This window comes from Novosphingobium sp. HII-3 (genome assembly GCF_002916655.1).
GTDB classification, from domain to species: Bacteria; Pseudomonadota; Alphaproteobacteria; order Sphingomonadales; family Sphingomonadaceae; genus Novosphingobium; species Novosphingobium panipatense.
In genome coordinates this window covers 99,366-119,350 of sequence record NZ_PPSM01000088.1, presented here as the reverse complement: position 1 = coordinate 119,350, position 19,985 = coordinate 99,366, and the positions used below count along the sequence as shown (strand labels likewise).

20 protein-coding genes are annotated in these 19,985 nt (G+C 64.0%); 9 read left to right on the top strand and 11 right to left on the bottom strand.

Annotated elements, in window-relative coordinates; genetic code table 11:
• Window positions 1-87: 87 nt before the first annotated feature.
• Window positions 88-600, bottom strand: a complete 513-nt coding sequence (locus tag C2R25_RS20095; protein WP_233204189.1) for an aromatic ring-hydroxylating dioxygenase subunit alpha — start codon at window positions 598-600, stop codon at window positions 88-90.
• A gap of 170 nt (window positions 601-770) precedes the next feature.
• Window positions 771-1,541 (bottom strand): enoyl-CoA hydratase/isomerase family protein, encoded by a 771-nt coding sequence (locus C2R25_RS20090; RefSeq protein ID WP_103730884.1) that lies wholly within the window; start codon window positions 1,539-1,541, stop codon window positions 771-773.
• A gap of 98 nt (window positions 1,542-1,639) precedes the next feature.
• Between C2R25_RS20090 and C2R25_RS20085 the strand changes: the two genes are divergently transcribed.
• Both C2R25_RS20085 and C2R25_RS20080 read left to right on the top strand, forming a co-directional pair.
• Window positions 1,640-2,098 (top strand): VOC family protein, encoded by a 459-nt coding sequence (locus C2R25_RS20085; RefSeq protein WP_255400477.1) that lies wholly within the window; start codon window positions 1,640-1,642, stop codon window positions 2,096-2,098.
• A complete protein-coding gene (locus C2R25_RS20080; RefSeq protein WP_158250733.1) occupies window positions 2,095-3,456 on the top strand; it encodes an MFS transporter in 1,362 nt (453 codons plus the stop codon). Before C2R25_RS20085 ends, C2R25_RS20080 begins: the two co-directional genes overlap by 4 nt.
• A 35-nt stretch (window positions 3,457-3,491) precedes the next feature.
• Here the strand turns inward: C2R25_RS20080 and C2R25_RS20075 are convergent, their stop codons facing one another.
• Genes C2R25_RS20075 through C2R25_RS20065 form a run of 3 tightly spaced genes read right to left on the bottom strand, consistent with a single transcriptional unit; the run spans window position 3,492 to window position 6,210 of the window.
• Window positions 3,492-4,643, bottom strand: coding sequence for a thiolase (locus C2R25_RS20075; RefSeq protein ID WP_103730881.1), 1,152 nt, complete (start codon window positions 4,641-4,643; stop codon window positions 3,492-3,494).
• Window positions 4,644-4,645: 2 nt separating this feature from the next.
• Window positions 4,646-5,005 (bottom strand): Zn-ribbon domain-containing OB-fold protein, encoded by a 360-nt coding sequence (locus C2R25_RS20070; RefSeq protein ID WP_103730880.1) that lies wholly within the window; start codon window positions 5,003-5,005, stop codon window positions 4,646-4,648.
• Window positions 5,002-6,210: a CaiB/BaiF CoA-transferase family protein gene (locus C2R25_RS20065; protein WP_103730879.1), complete on the bottom strand. Its 1,209-nt coding sequence runs from the start codon at window positions 6,208-6,210 to the stop codon at window positions 5,002-5,004. The genes C2R25_RS20070 and C2R25_RS20065 overlap by 4 nt, the downstream gene beginning before the upstream one ends.
• Before the next feature lie 116 nt (window positions 6,211-6,326).
• Here C2R25_RS20065 and C2R25_RS20060 point away from each other — a divergent pair, with 116 nt between their 5' ends.
• A complete protein-coding gene (locus tag C2R25_RS20060) occupies window positions 6,327-7,061 on the top strand; it encodes a ThuA domain-containing protein (protein WP_103730878.1) in 735 nt (244 codons plus the stop codon).
• Here the strand turns inward: C2R25_RS20060 and C2R25_RS20055 are convergent.
• Complete coding sequence (locus C2R25_RS20055; RefSeq protein WP_233204188.1) at window positions 7,049-7,678, bottom strand: TetR/AcrR family transcriptional regulator; 630 nt, start codon at window positions 7,676-7,678, stop codon at window positions 7,049-7,051. The two genes, C2R25_RS20060 and C2R25_RS20055, sit on opposite strands and share 13 nt — an antisense overlap.
• An 88-nt stretch (window positions 7,679-7,766) precedes the next feature.
• Here C2R25_RS20055 and C2R25_RS20050 point away from each other — a divergent pair, with 88 nt between their 5' ends.
• A complete protein-coding gene (locus tag C2R25_RS20050) occupies window positions 7,767-8,636 on the top strand; it encodes a sugar phosphate isomerase/epimerase (protein WP_103730877.1) in 870 nt (289 codons plus the stop codon).
• Between the two features lie 41 nt (window positions 8,637-8,677).
• Here the strand turns inward: C2R25_RS20050 and C2R25_RS20045 are convergent, their stop codons facing one another.
• A complete protein-coding gene (locus C2R25_RS20045) occupies window positions 8,678-9,379 on the bottom strand; it encodes a TetR/AcrR family transcriptional regulator (RefSeq protein WP_158250732.1) in 702 nt (233 codons plus the stop codon).
• 121 nt (window positions 9,380-9,500) lie between these two features.
• On the opposite strand from C2R25_RS20045, the gene C2R25_RS20040 reads away from it, so the two are divergent.
• The 3 genes from C2R25_RS20040 to C2R25_RS20030 are packed head-to-tail and all read left to right on the top strand — an operon-like array spanning window position 9,501 to window position 11,744.
• Window positions 9,501-9,908 carry a hypothetical protein gene (locus C2R25_RS20040; protein WP_103730875.1) on the top strand — a complete coding sequence of 136 codons (408 nt, stop codon included), beginning with the start codon at window positions 9,501-9,503 and terminating at the stop codon, window positions 9,906-9,908.
• Complete coding sequence (locus C2R25_RS20035; protein WP_103730874.1) at window positions 9,905-10,297, top strand: MaoC/PaaZ C-terminal domain-containing protein; 393 nt, start codon at window positions 9,905-9,907, stop codon at window positions 10,295-10,297. The genes C2R25_RS20040 and C2R25_RS20035 overlap by 4 nt, the downstream gene beginning before the upstream one ends.
• The gene (locus tag C2R25_RS20030; protein ID WP_103730873.1) at window positions 10,263-11,744 is read left to right on the top strand and encodes a class I adenylate-forming enzyme family protein; all 1,482 of its coding nucleotides are present in this window, start codon (window positions 10,263-10,265) and stop codon (window positions 11,742-11,744) included. Before C2R25_RS20035 ends, C2R25_RS20030 begins: the two co-directional genes overlap by 35 nt.
• A 47-nt stretch (window positions 11,745-11,791) precedes the next feature.
• Here C2R25_RS20030 and C2R25_RS20025 read toward each other — a convergent pair whose 3' ends face one another.
• From C2R25_RS20025 to C2R25_RS20010, 4 genes are read right to left on the bottom strand one after another with little or no spacing between them, the layout of a single operon-like run.
• The gene (locus C2R25_RS20025) at window positions 11,792-12,346 is read right to left on the bottom strand and encodes a nuclear transport factor 2 family protein (protein ID WP_103730872.1); all 555 of its coding nucleotides are present in this window, start codon (window positions 12,344-12,346) and stop codon (window positions 11,792-11,794) included.
• 13 nt (window positions 12,347-12,359) lie between these two features.
• Window positions 12,360-13,964, bottom strand: a complete 1,605-nt coding sequence (locus tag C2R25_RS20020) for a GMC family oxidoreductase (protein ID WP_103730871.1) — start codon at window positions 13,962-13,964, stop codon at window positions 12,360-12,362.
• Window positions 13,964-15,670, bottom strand: coding sequence for an FAD-dependent oxidoreductase (locus tag C2R25_RS20015; RefSeq protein WP_103730870.1), 1,707 nt, complete (start codon window positions 15,668-15,670; stop codon window positions 13,964-13,966). The genes C2R25_RS20020 and C2R25_RS20015 overlap by 1 nt, the downstream gene beginning before the upstream one ends.
• The gene (locus C2R25_RS20010; protein ID WP_103730869.1) at window positions 15,667-17,055 is read right to left on the bottom strand and encodes an FAD-dependent oxidoreductase; all 1,389 of its coding nucleotides are present in this window, start codon (window positions 17,053-17,055) and stop codon (window positions 15,667-15,669) included. Before C2R25_RS20010 ends, C2R25_RS20015 begins: the two co-directional genes overlap by 4 nt.
• 465 nt (window positions 17,056-17,520) lie before the next feature.
• On the opposite strand from C2R25_RS20010, the gene C2R25_RS21120 reads away from it, so the two are divergent.
• Both C2R25_RS21120 and C2R25_RS21115 read left to right on the top strand, forming a co-directional pair.
• On the top strand, window positions 17,521-18,597 hold the full coding sequence (locus tag C2R25_RS21120; RefSeq protein ID WP_233204186.1) for a TonB-dependent receptor plug domain-containing protein: 1,077 nt from the start codon (window positions 17,521-17,523) through the stop codon (window positions 18,595-18,597).
• Window positions 18,489-19,949 carry a TonB-dependent receptor gene (locus tag C2R25_RS21115; RefSeq protein WP_233204191.1) on the top strand — a complete coding sequence of 487 codons (1,461 nt, stop codon included), beginning with the start codon at window positions 18,489-18,491 and terminating at the stop codon, window positions 19,947-19,949. Before C2R25_RS21120 ends, C2R25_RS21115 begins: the two co-directional genes overlap by 109 nt.
• Window positions 19,950-19,985: the final 36 nt, after the last annotated feature.

Genomic DNA, 19,985 nt, shown 5'->3' with positions numbered 1-19,985 from the left:
CTTCCGCTCCGCTACAGCCGCTTCCCCGCTGCCGAGAGCGTCCAGCCTCAACCATGAGGCTTTTTATTCAAACCAACTGGCCCCTTTTTAAACCGGTGCCTGGCCCAATTTTATCCCGGCGTTGACACAACGGACCTGAACAAGCGAGCGACAGGACATGTCAAATTCGACAAAGTCCCGCTTATCGCGGACCGCCGTAAGCTTACCGTCGAGGGTGTAGCTCCAGCCGTGATAGCCGCAGACGAAGCCGCGCGCTTCCCCCGCATCTTCCGTGACCAACGGGGCACCGCGATGCTGGCAGGTGTTGTAGAAGGCCTTCACCTCGCCCGCGAGGTTGCGGGTAACGATAATCGGCACGCCTGAGTTGCGGGTGAGAAACCATGAACCCGGCTTTGAAACCTGATCGGTGTGTCCGGCGTAGAGCCACGCCTTGTCCCACATCATCTCCTTCTCGAGCCGCAGGAACTCGGCGTCGGTATAGCGAGTGCCGGGGATGTCCGGGAGCTTCGGGAAACCTTCAGGCGGGCCCTTGCGATCGCGCTCGTAATCCATGCGCGCGAAATCGTTTTCAGGTCTTTGATCGGCGACCAGATCAAGCATCGGCCTTTTCTCCCTTGCCTTTCACTCCGCTCGGGCGGAATGGGCTGCAACGGAATCAAAAAACAGACATGTCTGATTGATTCCGGCGATGTGTTGCTTGCGATCCTAACTGCCTCGCGATAAAACAGTCAACAGTGATTGTAATTTCATCGCCTCGACCGCCGGGCCAGTCAGCCTCGATCGAATTGAGCGTCCCGCTTCTGCACATAGGCGGCGATGCCTTCACGGCTGTCCGGGCGGCTGAGCGTTGCCTTGCCCCAGGCATTACCAACGGCGAGCGCCTGCGTGGTGTCCATGCCGCTCGACAGTTCGTAAAGTTCGCGGCCGTTGTTGATCGCTTCCCAGCTGTTGGCGAGCATCGCCTGCGTCACTTCCAGTGTGCGGTCGAGCAGGCGTTCGCCGGGGACCACTTCCGTAAGGATGCCGAGGTCGTAAAGGCGGCGTGCGGGCAGCAGGTCGCCTGTCATGATCATCGCCAGCGCCGTCGCACGCGGAACTTGAGCGGCAAGACGCTGGATGCCACCGGCGAAGGCGAAAAGGCCCCGTTTCACTTCGCTCAACCCCATCATCGCGTGTTCGGCGGCGAAGACCATGTCGCAAGCCATCATGATTTCGAATCCGCCCGCGACGGCGGTTCCGTTGATCGCGGCGACGAGCGGCTTGGTGCGGCGGCGCTCGGTGATACCGCCGAAGCCACGGCCGGGTATGAGGCCGTGGCCGGCGCCGATGCGCTGCGCTTCCTTGAGGTCCATCCCTGCGCAGAAGGCGCGGCTGCCGGTGCCGGTCACGACGATGGCGCCCACCGCCGTGTCGATTTCGGCATTGGTAATCGCCTCGTCCAGAGCGCGGGATGTCGCCGCGTCGAGTGCGTTACGCGCCTCCTCACGGTCGATCGTCAGCAGGCAGACAGCGCCAAGGCGTTCCACGATCAAGCCTGTCATTTCGTCATTCTCCCCATTTCCGCACCACGCGCAGGTAAGATCAGAATTTCGAATAAATAACAAAATATAATGCATTCACAATATAGGGTGAGGGTAAATTGAAATCCTTCAACAAACTTCATCATCATGGATTTATAGTTGATGACATCTGCAGGTCTATGAACGATCTTCAGGATGGTCTTGCTTTGAAGTGGGCCCCTGTTCGTGAATTTGATCCCTTGAGGGTTTGGCTGCCTGATAAAGGCTGGTCGGAGGCGCATCTTACCGTCACCTATTCACGGCAGGGCCCGATTCACGTCGAACTGATCCAGGCGGCGCCGGGGGGCGCCTACGATGCTCTTCGGGCCGTTTCGGCAGCGCATGTCGGGGCGTGGGTGGACGATGTTGGCGCGGAGGTGGAGACCTTGCTGGCCGAGGGCTGGCGCATCGTCGCCGCAGGCGCGTCTCCCAAACATGGATACGGGCAGATGGCGTACATGGTTTGTGGAGACGGCCCGGTGCTGGAGCTCGTGGGCGAAACCATCCGGCCGATGATCGAAGAATGGATCGGCGCGTGAGTGGGGCGACGATCGCTTTGGCCGAACCCGAAGAGCAGGCCGCAACATCGGCGGCCGAGATCGAGCCGGCGCCCCGTGCGGCGGCGTGGTACCTGATCTTCGTGCTAACGCTGGCTTACACCGTCAGCTTCGTCGACAGGCAGGTGCTGAACCTGCTGGTCGCGCCATTGAAGGCAGACTTCGGGCTTTCCGACACCCGTCTGAGTCTGCTCCAGGGACTGGCCTTCACGACCGCCTACATCCTTTTCAGTCCGCTGTTCGGCAGGCTCGCGGATACGGGAAGCCGGCGACGCATCCTGATCGGGGGCGTTGGCCTGTGGAGCCTCGGCACGAGCCTGTGCGGTTTGGCGCGCGGCTATTGGCAACTGTTCTTCGCGCGCGCAGCCGTGGGCGGCGCGGAGGCGAGCCTTACTCCGGCCGCCTGGTCGATCATTGCCGATAGCTTCCCCACCCGGATGATCCCCCGCGCCTTCAGCATTTTCCTGATGGGGCCGTACATCGGCGGGGGGCTGGCGCTCATTTTCGGCGGCCTGCTGCTCGAGGCGGCTGAAGGCTGGGACCTGAGCGCGGTGCCGTACCTCGGCGCCCTGCAGCCTTGGCAGGTTGTGTTTCTCGTTGCCGGCTTGCCTGGCTTCGCGATCATGCTGATGATGCTGAGCATCCGCGAACCGGCGCGGAAGCTGGCTGCCAAGGACAGTGGTCAACGCATGCCACTTGCGCAGGTCTGGCAAACCTTTCGGGATCGCCGGGACTTCTACGGCAACTTCTATGCCGGGATGGCTTCGCTGGTGATCGTGCTCTATGCATTTCCGGCCTGGATGCCGGCACTGCTGATGCGCCGCTTCGGAGCGAGTGCTTCGACCGTAGGCGTTCAATACGGCGTCGCCGTGCTCATCACCGGATCGATCGGCGTCCTCGCAGGGCCGGTGATAGCGGGCTGGCTGCAGAGGCGCGGGCGGATCGATGCACTGATGCGCGTGCCCTTCTTCGCCGCGCTGGCGCTGGTGCCGATCTCGCTAGCCCTCGCCTTCGCCCCTAGCTACGAGTTTGCAATGGTGGTGGCGACACTTGCAAGCTTCACCTATTCGCTACCGCAGGCGCTCGCATCCTCCGGCCTTCAGATGGCGACGCCCAACCGCATGCGTGGAATATCCTCCTCCGTCTATGTCTTCGTGGCGAGCGTGATGGGGCTTGGCGCCGCCCCGACCATTGTCGCGCTGTTGACCGATCACGTCTTCGCGGACGAGCGCAGCGTCGGGCTTTCGCTTTCACTGACGTGCGCGGTGGCGGGCGCGGTTTCGGCCTTCTTCGTGGGGCGAGCGCTCAGGGGCTACCGCCGGGTGCTGACGCTGCAGTGATGCAGCGTCGGTCCGGCCAAGCCGAGAGGACCGCGCTATAGCGTTGCCGGACTGCCCAGCACCACCGTCGCCTGGCTGGAAAGCGTGCCTCCGTTGCCGTGCGCCAGAGCCACATCGACGTCGGCCAGCTGGTTCGCGGCTTCGCCCCGGATCTGCCGAGCCGCCTCGATCACAGCGAAGAGGCCGTACATTCCCGGATGGCAACACGAGAGACCGCCACCGTTGGTGTTTACTGGAAGGCTGCCGCCCGGCGCGATGGCGCCGCTGCTTACGAAACGGCCGCCTTCGCCCTTGGGGCAGAAGCCGAGGTCTTCGAGAAATAGGATCGTATTGATCGTGAAGGCATCGTAAAGCTGCGCCGTGCGGATGTCCTTGGGTACGACGCCGGCCATCGCCATCGCCCGCGCGCCTGATTCGCTGGCGGCAGTGACGGTCACGTCCGGAGCCTGCGCAATCGAGTTCCACCAGGTCGCGGCCGCTGCTCCCAGCACCGACACGACGCGCTTCGCCAGATCCCGCGCGCGGGTCGTGCGGGTCATAACGATCGCTGCCGCTCCATCGGTGACAAGGCAGCAGTCGCGCACTGAAATCGGCGTGCTCACCATGCGGGCGGAGAGGCAATCTTCCAGCGTCAGTGGCCCCTTGGCGAAGGCCTCCGGATTTGTGTTCGCCCAAGCCCGCGCGGACAAGGCCACGGCGGCGAGGTCCTCCCGCGTCGTGCCGAATTCGTGCATGTGGCGCGCCGTCGCCAGCGCATAGGAGGTGAGGGGGAACAGCGGCGCATACGGCGCGTCCCACTGATTGCTGCTGATCCTCGTTGCCAGTTTGCCGCCGTTGCTGCGCTGGTTCGAGCCGTAGGCAATGAGCGCGCAGTCGATGTAGCCCGCGTCAAGCATCATGGCCGCCACCGCAATGTGGCTCATGAAAGCAGAGCCGCCCGTGCGGTTGTTGTCGGTATAACGTGGCTGCAGGCCGAGGTATTCGGCGAAAGACAGGCCTGAGAAGAAGTCGTCCGGCTGGCAGATGAAGAGCGCGTCGACTTCGGGCAATGTCAGCCCGGCATCCCTGACGGCAAGAAGTGCAGCCTGCGCCGTCAGCTCCATGGAAGTGAAGCCCGGCATCTCACCGATGCCAAAGGTGGCGAGGCCGGCGATCGCTGTCCCGCCGCGGGGGAAGGTGTCGCCCACAGTCAGTCCTCCACCGGCTGAAACAGCAGCAGTGGCGCGCCTTCCGCCTGGTCCACGAAGGCGTCGACCCGCATCCCGATTGCGAGTGTTGCGGGTGTCACACCCTCCACCCGACTCATCAGGCGCGCACCTTCGTCCAGATCTATCAGGGCGACATTGTAGGGTTCCGCCGGCGGCTTCCGGTTGACCCATGAGAGGGTATAGACGGTGCCGCGTCCCGACGCCTCGAACCATTCGAGCACCTCTCCAGTGCCCGGGGCGGCGAGGCGGGGCGGGAACACCACGCGCCCGTCAGGAGCGCGCTGGAGCAGCAGTCTGCCTTCGGCAAGCGCCGCCCGCCATTGTGCTTCGGGGCTGCTCATGCGGCGGTCCGCACTGCGCCGATGGCCTGCAGATCGGCAATCTCCTCGGTCGAAAACCCCGCCTCGCGCAGCACATCCAGGCTTTCACCGCCGAGCGCCGGGCCGGGGTCGCCGATCGCGCCCGGTGTTTCGGAGAACGTGGTGGGAATGCCGGGGAAGCGCAAGATACCCGCAGGCGTCTTGCGCTCCTGCCAAAAGCCGGTCTCGACGAGATGCGGATCGTCCAGCAGGTCGGTGAGGCTCTTGATCGGGGTGGCGGGAATGTGGGCTTTGCGGAAAAGTTCGACCCATTCTCCGGTCGATCGCGTTTCAATGACTTCAGCCACTTTCGCCAGCACCGCGCCGATGTTCTGCGTGCGCGAGCGCATCGAGGCGAACATCGGATCCTGCGACCACTCCGGATCGCCCAGCGCCTCGAAGAAGGCGCGCCAGTGCTTGTCGTTGTAGATCATCACGCCGATGTAGCCGTCCGCAGTACGGTAAGGGCGCCGGGCCTCCGAGGTCGCGCGGGGGTACTCCGGCGGGCCTTCGGGCGGCACGAAAAGCGAGCCGCACAGATGTTCGACCATCGCAAAGGACACCAGCGTCTCGAACATCGGCACTTCGATCTCTTGCCCGACGCCGCTTCTCTCTCGCGCATAGAGCGCCGCGATCACGGAATAAGCACCGGTGAGGCCGGCCACCTTGTCCGCGATGACCGTGGCGGCATAAGTGGGCTGGCCACCGGACAGGCGCGCCTGCAAGTCGACGATGCCGGACGCGGCTTGCACGATGTCGTCGTAGGCGGGATAATCGCGATAGGGGCCGCTGCGGGCGAAGCCGTAGAGGTTGGCGTAGATGATTTTCGGGTTTGCCGATTGCAGAGCCGCATAGTCGAGTCCCAAGCGCCCGATCGCGCTGGAGCGCATGGAGTGGATGAACACGTCCGCGCCTTGCGCCATCCTGAGCAGCGCGAACCGCGCCTCTGGCTGCTTGAGGTCGAGAACGATCGAACGCTTGCCGCGATTGACATTGAGAAACATCGCCCCGCGCGAAGCATCGGGTCCCGGCGGAATGAAGCGGGTGGTGTCGCCCTGAGGGCTCTCGACCTTGATGACGTCCGCGCCCAGATCAGCGAAGATCTGAGTCGCATAAGGTCCCATCAGCACGCTGGTGAGATCGAGAACCCTTACGCCCGCGAGGGGGCCCTGGCCCTTGCCGCTCATTCGTATCCTCCGATGACGAGGCCGCTTCCCGGCCGAAAATTCAACGCTTGGTGCCCTCGCCGGCGGGTCTTACGCTCGGGCGCATACACGCACACACGTGAGGGGAGTTTGCCGTAATGAAGGTTCACCTGATCGCCGCGGGGAAATTCCACGACATCGACTACGCGCGACTCGAACTGCTCAAGCTGCTGGCGGAAACGCCGCGCATCCGCACCTCGGTCGCGTCCGACTACGCCGACTTGGCGAGCCTCGAAGCGGCGAACCTGCTGATCACCTACACCTGCGATCTCGTGCCTACGCGCGATGAGGAAGTCGCCGCTCTGGAGGGGTTCCTGACCCGCGGCGGCCGCTGGCTGGCGCTGCATGGCACCAACGCGATCCTCCGTTTCGGCGCGGACGGTGTGGTCGACACACCCGACGAGGTGCCTGCCTTCACGGGCCTGCTCGGCACCCGCTTTGCGGGCCATCCGCCGATTGCGCCCTTCAAGGTCTCCGTCACCCGCGACGACCACGAGATGACGAGCGGACTGCGTGACTTCCGGGTGGAGGACGAACTCTACCTCACCCATCGCACCGCTGACATCGAGGTGCTGATGCACACCAGCTTTACAGGCCGATGCGACGAGTTCCGCGATGCGGAATGGGACGAGGCGCAGGTGCCCGTGCTTTACGAGCGAGCGGTTGGCGAAGGCGCGATTCTCTACCTCACGCTCGGCCACTGTCGGGGGCATTATGATCTTCTGCCGGTCAGCCCGTTCTGGCCCCATCCGCAGCGTTGCGCGTGGAATTACCCGGTCTTTCACGAGTTGCTGCGGCGGGGCATAAGGTGGGGCCTGGCTCATGCGCATTGATCCCCCGGTAAGGCAGGCCTGAGCGCATGGAGCTGGTTCTCCAGTGACTGCAGTACCGGCTCGACCAGGCTGGCGTCCATTGCGCCGGTCAGCAGGTTGACCGCCATGCCTTCCATCGTTGCCTGCGAGACCGCCATGGCCAGCGCGAACGTGCCGGGTTCTGCCTGCCACTCGGGATAAAGCTGAACCGCGAGCTGGTTGTAGCGCTGCCGGAATTCCACTTGCAGCGGCATCAGCACGGTGGCCAGGTCGGAATTGGTACGCGCTGCCACTGCCAGTTCGTGGAAGGCGATGAAGGCGGGCTTCTGGATCTGCTTCCAGTACGTGCGCACCATAGCCCCCTGATCTTGCGCACTGCGTTCGGCGGCGCGCCGAAATGCGCGCAGACGGCGTTCATGCAGATGCATGATGGTCGCCTTGATGAGTGAGACGCCGTTGTCGAAGTGGTGCAGCATCGCTCCGCGCGAAAGGCCGGCCTCGCTCGCCACCTGAGGAGTGGTTGTGCGCGAGTAGCCGCTGCGCACCAGTACCCGTATGGTTGCGTCTATCAGCCGCGCGCGGGTCTGGGCGCTCTTGAGCGCCTGCATCGTCGGCTCATCCCCACCGGCTCGTTCCACTGGATCGTGCTCTCCCACGTGCCGGACCTTAGCTCCGGTCTCGCAAGCACCACAGGTAGCGCAATAACCGACACAAAAAAAGACATTCATGACCGCTTTTTATGTTTATACTGCGGCGAATCATCTGGGAGAGGTGGTCATAAGCAGAGAAACCCCCTTTGTGCTGTCGCTGCACCAGCTGACGGCGCTGGATGCGTCTCCCGTCCGTCTCGTGGAACTGGCGGGCGACGCGGGCTGCCGCCATGTCTGCATCTTCACCTTCGTTCCCGAAGCGGCCCAGGGCCGCTATCCCCTGGTGACCGCAGGGGATGCGCCGGAACTTCGGCGGCGCATGGCGGACGCAGGCGTGTCGCTGTGCAACCTTGAGGTGTTCCCTCTTGATGGAAAAGAGGATCATGATGCCTTTGCGCGGGCGCTCGACGTCGGCGCGGCTCTCGGCGCGACGAAGGCCACCGCGCATGTCCACGATGTGGCAGGACTGGCTGAGGCGGCAGATCGCTTCGGCGCCTTCTGCGACCTTGCGGCCGACCGCGGGATTGTGGCCGGGCTGGAGTTCATGGGGTTTTCCGCCATCCGTGACATCGCTGCGGCGGCACAGGTCGTGCGATCGGCGGGGCGGGGAAACCTTGCCTGCGACGTGTTACATCTGTTCCGCAACGGCGGCGGCGTGGCCGATGTTGCCGCCAATGCCGACCTGATCGGCTACGTCCAGCTCTGCGATGGCCCGATGCTGCGACCGCCGGAGGAATGGTGGGTGGAGGCGGTGCGGATGCGCCAGTTGCCGGGCGACGGCGAGTTGCCTCTGGTGGACCTGGTCAGCGCATTGCGGGAAGATACCGTGATCGAAATTGAGGTCCCGCGCTTCGACGACGCCAAGGCCGGCGTTTCCGATGCCGAGCGTGTCGCCCGTGCCGTCGAAGCCACCCGCGCGGTACTCCGGCAGGCCCCCGTCAGGTGATGAGAGGGCCGAAGCGGTATGACGGCCTTGCCGCCCCGGTTTCAGCTGGCGGGGTTCCCCGCCAGTGCCGCTTCCATGCGGTCGATCAGCGCCGACAGCCGCGCCGTCTCGGACGGTCCGCGCGGTTCGCCAGACTCCGCCAGAATGCCGGAAAGCAGTACGTCTACGTAGCGCCTGGCTTCGGCATCGATATCGAGCGGGCGCCCGATGAAGCTGGTGCGCATGGCCACGTGTTCCAGCCCCCCAAACATCATATCGCGGATCATCACCGGATCGACGTCAGGGCGGATCTTGCCCTCGTTCCTCGCCTGCTGCACGGCTTCCACGACGGTATGTGCGAAGACGTGGTTGAGCCGGTGCAGCGCCGTTCCGCGATAATCTTCCCAGCGCAGTTCCTGGTAGAACACCCGGTGAAAACGCGGTGTCTCTTCGATGGAACGCATGAACCGCGCCGCTATCAGCGTCAGCTGGGAACGAAGGTCGGTAATATGCCGCAGTTCTCCGGTAAGGCGCTCGACGAAGGGTGTGGCCCAGTCGACCAGCACTTGGTTTACCAGCTCCTGCTTGCTCTCATAGTACTTGTAGACCGTGGCTTCGGATACGCCCGCCAGCTTCGCGATCTTGGCCATCGACGTTGCCTTGGTGCCTTCCTCCTCGATCAACCGGCGGGCGGCGGCCAGGATTTCCTGCGGGCGAAAGTCCTTTCGACGCTTCCAGGCAAGGGGCTCGTCAGCGCTTTTCACAGGGTTCGCCATGGTAAGTGAAGCATCCTCATTTGTGGTTGACTCTGCAAAAGCAGAAGGTCAGCTTTACCCCCAAATCCGTGACTTGCAACAAGCAGGACTGGACTTACCAAGGAGAGCCATGAGCGACTTCGCGATACCGCAGGGGCGGTTCCACCTGAGCGCAGGACTCGACGATGCCATCCGTCGCTCCTGTGCCGCTCCGATCCGCGTGGGACGTGAGGCACACCCAGTTTTCGGCTTCGTCGCCGCGCTTGGCGGCATGGGGGCAAAAGTGGGGGATGTGTGCCGTGGGCTGGGCCTCGCCTTTGACAGGGGAGCTGTGCTGGGACGCTGTCGGATCGATTATGACGCACCGCTCACCGTCGACACGCAGTACGACGTGAGGGCCGAGGTCGTTTTGCTGGAACGCAAGGCCAGCCGCCGGTTCGGCGCGGCCGACCACCTCACGCTGGCGATGTCCGTCAGCGCTGCCGGCTGGCCTCATGCCCGCCTCAGGCTCACCACCATCATGCCGGCAGCCCTATGAGCGAGTGGAGGCTCGACTCCGTGCCCGCCGAGGCGATGGCGCTCTGGTGCCAAGCCCTGGGAGACGACAACGCCATTCACATCGACCCTGCGGCTGCGGAGGCCCTGGGTTTCGGGCCGCGTACCGTCAATCCAGGGCCGACCAACCTGGCTTACCTGCTGAACATGGTGATGGAGGCCCGGCCTGATCGACTGGTGCGATCGGTCGAGGCGGCGATGCTTGGCAACGTGCTGGCCGGCGATGCGGTCCTCGCTCATGGCACCTGGAATGGCGATATCTGCGATGCGCAGCTTGCGGTTCCGTCGGGCGGGGTCGTGCTGAAAGCAAGAATAGAAACGAACGGGAGAGACAGTTATGATGGAGAAGGCCTTCGCAGCCAGCGTCTATGATCTGTTCGCCATGCGCGCGAAGGCCGCTCCGGAGGCCTTGGCGATAGTCGATGGCGAGGTTCGCCTGTCCTATGCCGAGATGCGCGCAAGGGTGGATGCGGTCGCTGCTGATTTCGCCGGGCGCAGGCTCGCCCGTGGCGAGCGCATCGCGATCCTGTCCGAGAACCGTTTAGAATATACCGCCGTCCAGCTCGCCTGCGCGAAGTTGGGGCTCATCGCAGCCTGCCTCAACTGGCGGCTCTCCGATCCCGAAATGCGCCACTGCATCGAATTGGTGGATCCCTCGCTTCTGGTCGCCTCGCCCCGGCACATGGAACGTGCAGCCGGAGCGGCGAACGGCCGTCCGCTCTCGGCCATAGACGGGCTTGGCGCTTCGGGCGACAGCGCAAGCGTGGCCCAGCCGGAGGATGGCCTCCTCATCATCTACACAAGCGGAACAACCGGGCTCCCGAAGGCCGCCGTGATCAGCCACCGGGCCGAAGTGGCGCGTATGTGCGCCATGCGGCTCGACATGGGAGTGGCCATGAGCGATGCCTATATCTCCTGGGCGCCGATGTTCCACATGGGCGGGACGGAGCACCTGCTCGCAACGCTCATGTGCGGCGGGACGGGAGTGATCATCGACGGGTTTGACGCCGATGCGCTCGTCGATGCTCTGGAGGAGTTCTCCGTCGGCTGGCTGATGCTGGTTCCCGCGACCATCGAGCCGCTGCTCGAACGGCTGGACGCGCGGCAGGTCAAGGTGCGCGGGGTGAAAGCGGTGGGCTGCATGGCCGACCTTGTTCCTTCCGCCACCATCGCGGCAGTCACGCAGGCACTCGGAGCTCCTTACCTCAACTCCTTCGGCGCCACGGAAACCGGAATGCCACCGCTTTCGGCCGACCTCATCCCCGTCGGAGCCACGCCTTCGGCCTTTCCGAAGCGACTGAGCCTTCTATGCGAACTGCGTCTCCTGGGCGCTGACGGCAACGACGTGCCCGACGGCGAAACCGGGGAGGCCTGCGTACGGGGGCCGACGCTGTTCAGCGGTTACTGGAACGCCGATGCCACCAACGCCGAGTGCTTCGCGGGCGGATGGTTCCACATGGGCGACCTGTTCCGCCGCAGCCCACAGGGGTACGACTTCGTCGGCCGGTCCAAGTATCTCATCAAGTCGGGGGGCGAGAACATCTATCTCGCAGAAATAGAGCGGGTGCTCTTCGCGGATGCGCGCGTGAACGATGCGATCGTGGTTCGCAAGCTTGACCCTCAGTGGGGCGAGGTACCGGTGGCAGTGATCGCGCGAAACGATCCCTCATTGGACGAGGATGGCGTGATGCGCATGTGCCGGGAAGCGCTGGCGGGATACAAGCGGCCGAAGGCGGTGCGCTTCATCGCCATGGACGCCTTTCCGCGAAGCGCCAGCGGAAAGATCATTCGCGAGGAAGTGGAAGCGATGATCTGGTAAGCCCCGCCGGTCCCTCGTGGATAGGGCAGGCGGGGCTGGTGGCCCTCTTACCCCCTCCCGCGCGCCTTTTCATAGGCGATCCAAGTTGGCAGGCGCTCCGGGAAATCCGCGGGCTTTGGCTCGGCATAGGCATGGTTGCGCAGCGGAGTGGCGAGGATATTCGGGTATTCCTCGATGGGCACGTAATAGAGGAAGCCGATGGTCCGCTCGGCGAACTTCCAGCCCGCCTCAGTGTTGCGATATTTATCGTCGTAGCGGATAGCGGTAACCATCATCCTGCCCCCGCGCCACAGTTCCGCATGACCGATCACCCGGCCGGTTGCCTCCTGAGAGCCGTTGTCCACGAAGTCGATCTGCACGTCGTGCATGAAATGATGGCCTGGCCCCAGCACATCGAAGCGGCCGTCGTACTGTGTCATGATCGCGTCCACGCCGGTCGCGTTCATCACGCCGTCGGCGGACTTCAGCACCGCGTCGGGTGCGAAGAGGGCGCGAATGCCTTCGATGTCACGGTCATCGATGGTGAAGCAGTAGCGGGCGACGAGTTGGCGTATCTGCGATTCCGCTTCCAACCGGGCGATGCGTTCTTCCAGTGTCGGCATGTTTCTCTCCTTCTCAGCGGGCGTCTTCCAGGATCATGTCGGCACATTTTTCGCCGATCATGATCGAGGGGGCGTTGGTGTTGCCTGAGGGCAGACTCGGCATGATCGAGGCGTCTGCGATGCGCAGGCACGCGATGCCGTGGACGCGCAGGCGCGGGTCGACCACGGCGTCGATGCCAGTGCCCATGCGGCACGAGCCGACCGGGTGCAGGTTGGCGATAGCGGCGGCGCGTACGTAGGCCTCGATCTCATCGTCGGTTCGGGCATCGGCTCCGGGAGAGATTTCGCCGGCGTTATAGGGCGCAAGCGCGGGCTGGGCGGCCACGCCGCGCACCAGCTTCACCGCCGCGATCATGGCTTCCACGTCGAGGCGGTCCGCCAGGAAGTTCTGGCGGATCACCGGGTCGGCGAACGGGTCAGGTCCGCGCAGCCGCACAGATCCGGTGGCGCGCGGATTGAGGTGGACCGGGCTCATGGTGAAGCCGGGGAAGGGGTGGGCCTTCATGCCCGCTGCCGTCCGGCTCTGCACCGTCCAGATGTTGGTGTTGACCTGGAGGTTCGGCCGGTCCTGCCGCTCGTCTGTGCGGGTGAAGATACCCGCATAGATGCCGTTGCTGGCGAGCGGCCCCTTATTGAAAAGGACATAGTCGATACCGGCCTTCAGCTTACGCAGAGGACTGTTCGCCAGTTCGTTGATGGTGATCGGCAGGCTGCAGCGGAACATCAGCGAGATGTAGAAGTGGTCCATCAGATTGGCGCCGACGCCCGGCAGGTCGAGCACAGGCACGATGCCCTGTTCGCACAGGTGTGCGGCCGGTCCGATGCCGGATAGCTGGAGCAATTGCGGCGACCCGAAAGCGCCGCCGCACACCACCACCTCGCGCCGGGCCTTCGCGGTGAAAAGGCCCGCCTTCATCCGGTACTCGACTCCGGTGGCTCGGCCTGCTTCGATGATGACGCGAGTGGCGTGAGCGCCGGTCTCGATCTTCAGGTTGGCACGGCCTCGCGCCGGGGTGAGGTACGCCTGCGAGGTGTTCCAGCGGCGGTTGTTGCGGGTCGTCGTCTGGAAAAAGCCGGCGCCTTCCTGTTCCGCCCCGTTGAAGTCCGGGTTGTAGGGAATGCCCGCCTGCTGCGCCGCCTCGACGATGGCGACGGCGATTTTGGAACGATCAGGCTGGTCGGAAACCGTCAGCGGCCCGCCGACCCCGTGATAAGCGTCAGCGCCGCGCTGCTGGTCCTCGGCCTTGCGAAAGTAGGGGAGGACATCGGCGTAACTCCAGCCCTTGCAGCCGCGCTGGCGCCAGTCGTCGTAGTCGCGCGCATTCCCCCGGATGTAGAGCATGCCGTTTATCGAGCTGGTCCCGCCCAGCACTTTGCCGCGCGGCTGGTACATGCGACGGCCGCCCAACTGCGCCTCGGGTTCGCTCTCGAACATCCAGTTGACCCGAGGATCGGCGAACAGCATGGGGTAGCCCATCGGCGGCCTGATCCAGAACGCCTTGTCCTCCGGCCCGGCTTCCAGCAGCAGCACCGAATAGCGCCCGTTCTCGCTAAGCCGCGCCGCGACGACGCAGCCCGCCGAGCCCGCGCCGCTGACGATGAAGTCGAACTCCTGCATCAGGCCGCCTGCCCCGCAATATGCCTGCCCGCGATATAGGCGAAGGTCATGGCCGGTCCGATAGTCGCGCCTGCGCCCGGATAAGCCCCCGCAAAGACGTTGGCCTGATCGTTGCCCACGGCGTAGAGCCCATGGACCGGCGCGCCTTCGCCATCCAGGACGCGGGCGTGGCGATCGGTCTTTAGCCCGGCGAACGTGCCGATGATCCCTGCCTCCATGCGGATGGCGTAGAACGGGCCCTTGGCCAGCGGGCCGAGGCATGTGTTGGGCCTGTGCTCCGGATCGCCCTGGTAGACGTCATAGACGCGTCCGCCGCGTCCGAACTCGGGATCGAGGCCGCCTGCGGCATTGACGTTGAAGGTCCGGACCGTGTGTTCCAGCGTTACGGCGTCGATACCGCAGAGCACAGCGAGTTCCTGCAGGGAGGCCGCGCGTTTGAGATAACCGCTGCGCAAGTGATGGCCGTGAGGAATGGGGAAGGGCCGGACCATGCCGATGCCCCACTTCCTCACCGCCGCCGCGTCGCCGATGAGCCAGCACCACGCGCTCCTATCGCCTTCGCTGGCGCGGGTCATCTGGGGGACGAGGTCGTGGTAGGCGCTGGATTCGTCGCCGAAGCGCCGGCCGTCAGGGCGGACCGCGATGAACCCAGGCTTCTGCCGGTCGATCAGGTGCGGCCAGACGCCGGTGAAGTCCTTCGAGCCGGGCAGCACCGAAACCGGCATCCACGGCGCGGGATGAGCGACGTTGCCGTTAAACGCCCCGCCCACGCTCTCCGCCAGGCGAATGCCGTCGCCGGTGTTGCCGGGGTTGGTCGGGTTGCGCTGATCGCGGTTGTTGGCAGGAGCCGGGAATGTAGCGGCGCGCCGCTCCGGGTCGTTAGGATAGCCCCCGCAGGCGAGGACCACGCCACGGCGCGCAGTTATCCGCACCCGGCCTTTGGGCGTGTCGATTTCCGCCCCAGTGACGCGCCCGTCCTTGCGGGTCAGCGCCGCGACGGGGGAGGAAAGCCAGATGGGCACGTCGAGGTCGAACAGCGTGCGCGCAAGCCGCGCCACCAGCGCCCGGCCGCGCACCACCTGCTGACCCTCGCCATAGCGAAGCACGTCGGCGAAGTGCTTCGCCAGCTTCTTCGCCACGAACCCCAGCGCCTTGACCGAGCGGCCCGCCTTCATGAACTGGATCATCTCCACGCCCGAACCTACCGCAAAGCCAAGGAAAAGCGTCTGCGGTAGCTGCTGCTTGAGGTTCTTCAGGTGGGCCCCGAGTTCGCGCGCCTCGTAATCGACGGTGCCGATCGAACGAACGATCGAGCTATGCGCGCTCTCCGAATGATAGTCGGGATAGTCCATGCCGTAGAACCGAACGGGGCTGTTCTCTTCGAGGAAGCGCACCATACGCGGCGCCGTGTCGAGGTAGGCTTCGACACGATCGGGTTCGATGTAGTTGCCGGTTTCCTCGATCAGATAGGCGCGGGCGTTCTCGATGTCGTCGCTTTGCCCCGTCGCGCGCTGCATGGCGGCGGAATGGTGGTTTCCAGGCACCCAGAGCACGCCGCCCGATGTTGCAGTCGTGCCGCCGAACACGGCCTCCTTCTCGACCACCAGCACGTCCAGGCCGGCGCGGCGCGCGGTGACGGCGGCGGTGAGGCCGGCAGCACCGCTTCCTGCAATGAGAACGTCGACGGTTCTGTCTGAATTAGTCATGCGCTCACCTTTTCTTTTGCGGCGTTTGCGCCGGCGATGCGGCCGAAGACGACGGCGTTGCCGATGGAGGCGCCGCCTGCCGCATAGCATTGTCCAAACATCCCGCCCGTGGTCTCCCCGGCGGCGTAAAGGCCTGGAACCGGCCGATCGTCGGCGCCCAGCACCTGGGCCTCGGTGTCGATGCGGATCCCTGTTCCGGTCCAGCAGATCACCGCCGGGCGGATATGCGCGGCGTAGAACGGCCCTTGCGAGACAGGCCGCAGCATGGCCGAAGGTTTGAAGTAATCCCGGTCCTCACCCGCCTGTACTAGCGCATTGTACCGCTCGGCCGTTGTCGTGAGACGGGCCGCAGGTACGCCGATCTTGCCGGCAAGTTCCTCCAGCGTTGGTGCGCTGACCAGCGTCCCGGCTTTCACGTGGTCCAGCAAACGATCCGCCGTCCAGTTGGGAGCGGGCCGGTACTTGGTGGTTCTGGAGGCAAGGCGTGATGCCTCGTCGAAAATGGCAAAGCAGTCGTGCCCCGGCTGTTCGTCCAGCACCGCCGCGAGGACCGAGTACTCGATCGTCTCGTCGATGAACCGGCGTCCCGCGCGGTTCACCATCATCAGCCAGCCGGGGAGATAGCTTTCAAGATCCTTGACGAAGCCGGGAGTGATCAGGAGCAGACCGCGGTTGATCTGGCTCAGTTGCCCCTCCACCTGCGCGGCAAGGCCGAGCCCATCCCCTCGGCACGTAGGCGCACCGATATACCAGTGGAGGTCGCCATGGCGCGCAGCATCGGGATAGAGCCGCGCCAGCAGCTCGGGATTGGCGCCAAAGCCGCCGGTGGCAATCACGGTTGCCGCGCTGCGCACCGGCTCCCCATCAGCGACGATGCCGTGCACGCGACCGTCCTCGACCAGCAGCCTCTCGACGCGGGTGCCCAGTACGGTGTCGACGTTCTTGCCCGAGAGAAAGCCTTCCAGACCCGCGACGATGCCGGCTCCGCCATCGGTGGCACGATGGCCGCGCCGGACCTTGTCCACGCCCGAGGCGTAGAGGTTTTCGACGGTGAACCCCACGCCCATGCCGCGCAGCCACTCGAAGGCCTCCGCCGCCCTTTCGCAGAAGGTGCGGACGAGCGCGGGCTCCAGCTTGTACTGGTTGAGCGTCATGTAATAGTGGAACATCGCTTGAGCCGTGTCGCCCGCGATTCCAGCTTCTCGCTGAAGTGAGGTTCCGGCTGCGTAGAACACGCCGCCGGAAAGAGCGCTCGACCCGCCTGTGCGGTCTGCAGCCTCAACCATGAGGACGCTGGCTCCGCCTTCTGCCGCAAGGGCGGCGGCGCTGAGCCCCGCCGCTCCGGTGCCGATGACGATGACGTCGTAATCGACGACCCTACTCATCGCTGCCTCGCGTCGACTGCGAAAGACACGACCATCCTGTTAGCCAATCGGTCATCGCCTCCTCCATTTTCTGGTTATCGCCTGGCCGAATGTAACCGCATGAGCGGCTGCGGACGACCATCTGAAGCATGGCGAGCCCATCCTAATAAGTCTAGCTCAATTCTTGGGTTGGGGGCCGGTGGAAAGGTTGTACTGGCGGAAACCCGCAGAAGAGGGCGGCTGTCCGTCCATTCAGCGCAATAAAAAAGGCAATCATGATCGACTTTTTTATTGTCAGGGGCAGCCCGGCTCGCCATAACGCCTGAACATAAGAGTTGCAGCGCTGCGATCCGAATCGTGGCGCGATGATGAGAACGGGACGAAGACGGGCTTTGCGAACCTTCCGGGCAGCCCGGAAGATCGGCTCCGCTTTCGATTCCTAAAAATAAGTCATCCTTCGCAGCAGGGGATGACAGGGAGACGGCTATGAAGGACCTACAAAGCTTCCGTCGCGCGTGCCTTGCCGGGCTCATGGCATCGTCCTCCGCAATCGGGCTCGTCAGTCCGGCGCTGGCACAGGATACAGCGCCGCAGGTCACCGCAGGCGGACTTGAGGAAATCGTCGTGACAGCGCGTAAGCGCACGGAGTCGCTTCAGGATATTCCCGTCGCGGTCACGGCGTACTCACCGGCCCAGATCGCTCGGCAGGACATCTCGAACATCGAGCGCATCGCTGCCACGACTCCGAACCTGACGGTAGGCCGCGCCACCACGGGTTCAGGCGCGCAGATTTCACTGCGGGGCATCGGCACCCCGGCAAGCGCACTCGGCATCGAGTCCTCTACCGCCATCATTGTGGACGGCATCTATTACGCCAGCGGCCGCATTCTCAACGAGGGGTTCTTCGACCTTTCAGGCATCGAGGTGCTGAAAGGTCCGCAGGCCTTGTTCTTCGGCAAGAACGCTACGGCGGGCGTGATTTCGATCAGCACCGCCGATCCCGGGCCAAGTTTTGAGGGTTCGACCCGCGTGGGTTACGAGTTCAAGGCGGAGCGGCCATACATCGAACAGATGATCTCCGCTCCGTTGACGGACACGCTGGGTGTGCGCGTTGCGCTGCGCGCGTCCAAGATGATGGGCGGCTACTCGCGCAATTACGCGACCGCGCAGCCCTTTACGGTCACGGACCAGGCTGGCGGGCCGGTGCAGAACCTCGTTGCATTGCCCGGCGAACGTCGCGGGCCGAAGGAAAAGGAACTCGTCGGCCGCGTCACTCTGAAATGGGAGCCGACCGATGCCATAACCAACACCTTCAAGTTCTCCGCCAACGAGACCGCTGATCAGGCGCTTGGAACAACATCGTGTTCTCCTGCGCGACGGGGTTCAGCACGCTCCAGCCGGACGTACCCTGCAAGCGCGACTGGAAGTATTACCATAACCAGATGCCGACTGAGATCGCGGAGAACTTTCCGTTCGCACGTGATGATGGCGAGCTTTACACGAAATATCGTTCTTACCAGGCGACCAACAATCTGGAGTGGAGCCTCGGCGATATCACGCTGACATCGCTGACGAACTATCAGAACCAGAACAACCGCTGGCTGACTGACAGCGACTATCAGCAGCGCGTCACGCAGATCTACGTTGGTTCGCGGGAAAAGTGGTGGGCGTTTTCAGAAGAACTGCGCGCACAGACCAACTACGATGGTCCGGTCAACGTGATGGTCGGCGTGCTTTACCAGAAGACGAAGCTGCAGTCCGACCAGTATGTCTATTCCGGCAATGTACGGGTCAGTACGCAGCGGCCGGAATGGGAATACGTCGCCTTCGGAAAGGACTCCTACACCAAGGGCGAAACGATTTCGCCCTTCGCGCAGGTCACCTGGAAGGTCATTCCCGAAATCGAGCTCTCGTCAGGTATCCGCTACACGCACGAGACCAAGGACAGTTTCTTCGTTCATCCGGTCAATCGCCCCGGACAGATCAATCGTCTGAATGAGCCGATCTACGCGGACCAGACCTTCAACAACTGGAGTCCGGAAATCACGGCTTCGTACAAGCCGGCGCCGAACGTCAACATCTACGGCGGGTTCAAGACCGGCTACAAGTCGGGTGGCTTCTCCAACCAGAGTTCCTACACCATCGCATCTGTCCCGGGCGACCTGGACTTCGAACCGGAAAAGGCGAAGGGCTTCGAAGGCGGCGTCAAGACGACGCTGTTCAACAACCAGCTTCGTTTCGATGTGGCGCTGTACACGTACGAGTACACAAACCTGCAGGTGGACTTCTTCGAGGCGCAGACCTTCCGCTACATCACCACGAACGCCGGCTCCGCGCGGACCAAAGGCGTCGAGGTTTCGACCGAGTGGGCGCCTATCGGCATGCCGGGGCTGATCGTTCGCGGGGCGCTAAACTATAACAAGGCCCGCTACGTTGACTTCATCGCGCCTTGCGTCACGGGACAGACGCCGGCGCAGGGATGCAACCCGACGGCGTCCAGTCCCTACGGCGGCCTCTTCGTTCAGGACCTGAGCGGAAGGCCGACCGCCAACGCGCCGCGCTGGACCGCAGCGCTCGGCACCAGCTATGAGACGGACCTCACTCCGGACCTTTCGCTCGCGCTATCGGCCGACGCGCGCTACTCGAGCAGCTACAACGCCTCGCCGTTCGACAATCCCATCGCGACGCAGCCCAAATACGTGAACCTCGATGCATCGATCACGCTCAGTTCGAACATGGGTTGGGATCTGGCGCTCATCGGCAAGAACCTGACCAACCAGTTCGTCATCTCCGGCGCGCTGGATTCGCCGGGCACCGGATCGGGCACCGGCACGGCGGCGGGCCGCCTTGGCGACCAGCGCGGCTACGCCAACATTCCGCGCACGGTGCAGGTGCAGGTCACGTACCACTACTAAGAGCGGAGAGCGTGTGGCCGCCCGGTCGTGAAGGAA

What these genes read in the sequence shown, in the direction of transcription:
- C2R25_RS20015 (WP_103730870.1), bottom strand. Translation starts at nt 15,670, where the DNA reads ATGACTAATTCAGACAGAACCGTCGACGTTCTCATTGCAGGAAGCGGT.
- C2R25_RS20095 (WP_233204189.1), bottom strand. Translation starts at nt 600, where the DNA reads ATGCTTGATCTGGTCGCCGATCAAAGACCTGAAAACGATTTCGCGCGC.
- C2R25_RS20030 (WP_103730873.1), top strand. Translation starts at nt 10,263, where the DNA reads ATGATGGAGAAGGCCTTCGCAGCCAGCGTCTATGATCTGTTCGCCATG.
- C2R25_RS20010 (WP_103730869.1), bottom strand. Translation starts at nt 17,055, where the DNA reads ATGAGTAGGGTCGTCGATTACGACGTCATCGTCATCGGCACCGGAGCG.
- C2R25_RS20025 (WP_103730872.1), bottom strand. Translation starts at nt 12,346, where the DNA reads ATGCCGACACTGGAAGAACGCATCGCCCGGTTGGAAGCGGAATCGCAG.
- C2R25_RS20040 (WP_103730875.1), top strand. Translation starts at nt 9,501, where the DNA reads ATGAGCGACTTCGCGATACCGCAGGGGCGGTTCCACCTGAGCGCAGGA.
- C2R25_RS20070 (WP_103730880.1), bottom strand. Translation starts at nt 5,005, where the DNA reads ATGAGCAGCCCCGAAGCACAATGGCGGGCGGCGCTTGCCGAAGGCAGA.
- C2R25_RS20035 (WP_103730874.1), top strand. Translation starts at nt 9,905, where the DNA reads ATGAGCGAGTGGAGGCTCGACTCCGTGCCCGCCGAGGCGATGGCGCTC.
- C2R25_RS20090 (WP_103730884.1), bottom strand. Translation starts at nt 1,541, where the DNA reads ATGACAGGCTTGATCGTGGAACGCCTTGGCGCTGTCTGCCTGCTGACG.
- C2R25_RS20050 (WP_103730877.1), top strand. Translation starts at nt 7,767, where the DNA reads ATGACCGCTTTTTATGTTTATACTGCGGCGAATCATCTGGGAGAGGTG.
- C2R25_RS20065 (WP_103730879.1), bottom strand. Translation starts at nt 6,210, where the DNA reads ATGAGCGGCAAGGGCCAGGGCCCCCTCGCGGGCGTAAGGGTTCTCGAT.
- C2R25_RS20020 (WP_103730871.1), bottom strand. Translation starts at nt 13,964, where the DNA reads ATGCAGGAGTTCGACTTCATCGTCAGCGGCGCGGGCTCGGCGGGCTGC.
- C2R25_RS20060 (WP_103730878.1), top strand. Translation starts at nt 6,327, where the DNA reads ATGAAGGTTCACCTGATCGCCGCGGGGAAATTCCACGACATCGACTAC.
- C2R25_RS21120 (WP_233204186.1), top strand. Translation starts at nt 17,521, where the DNA reads ATGAAGGACCTACAAAGCTTCCGTCGCGCGTGCCTTGCCGGGCTCATG.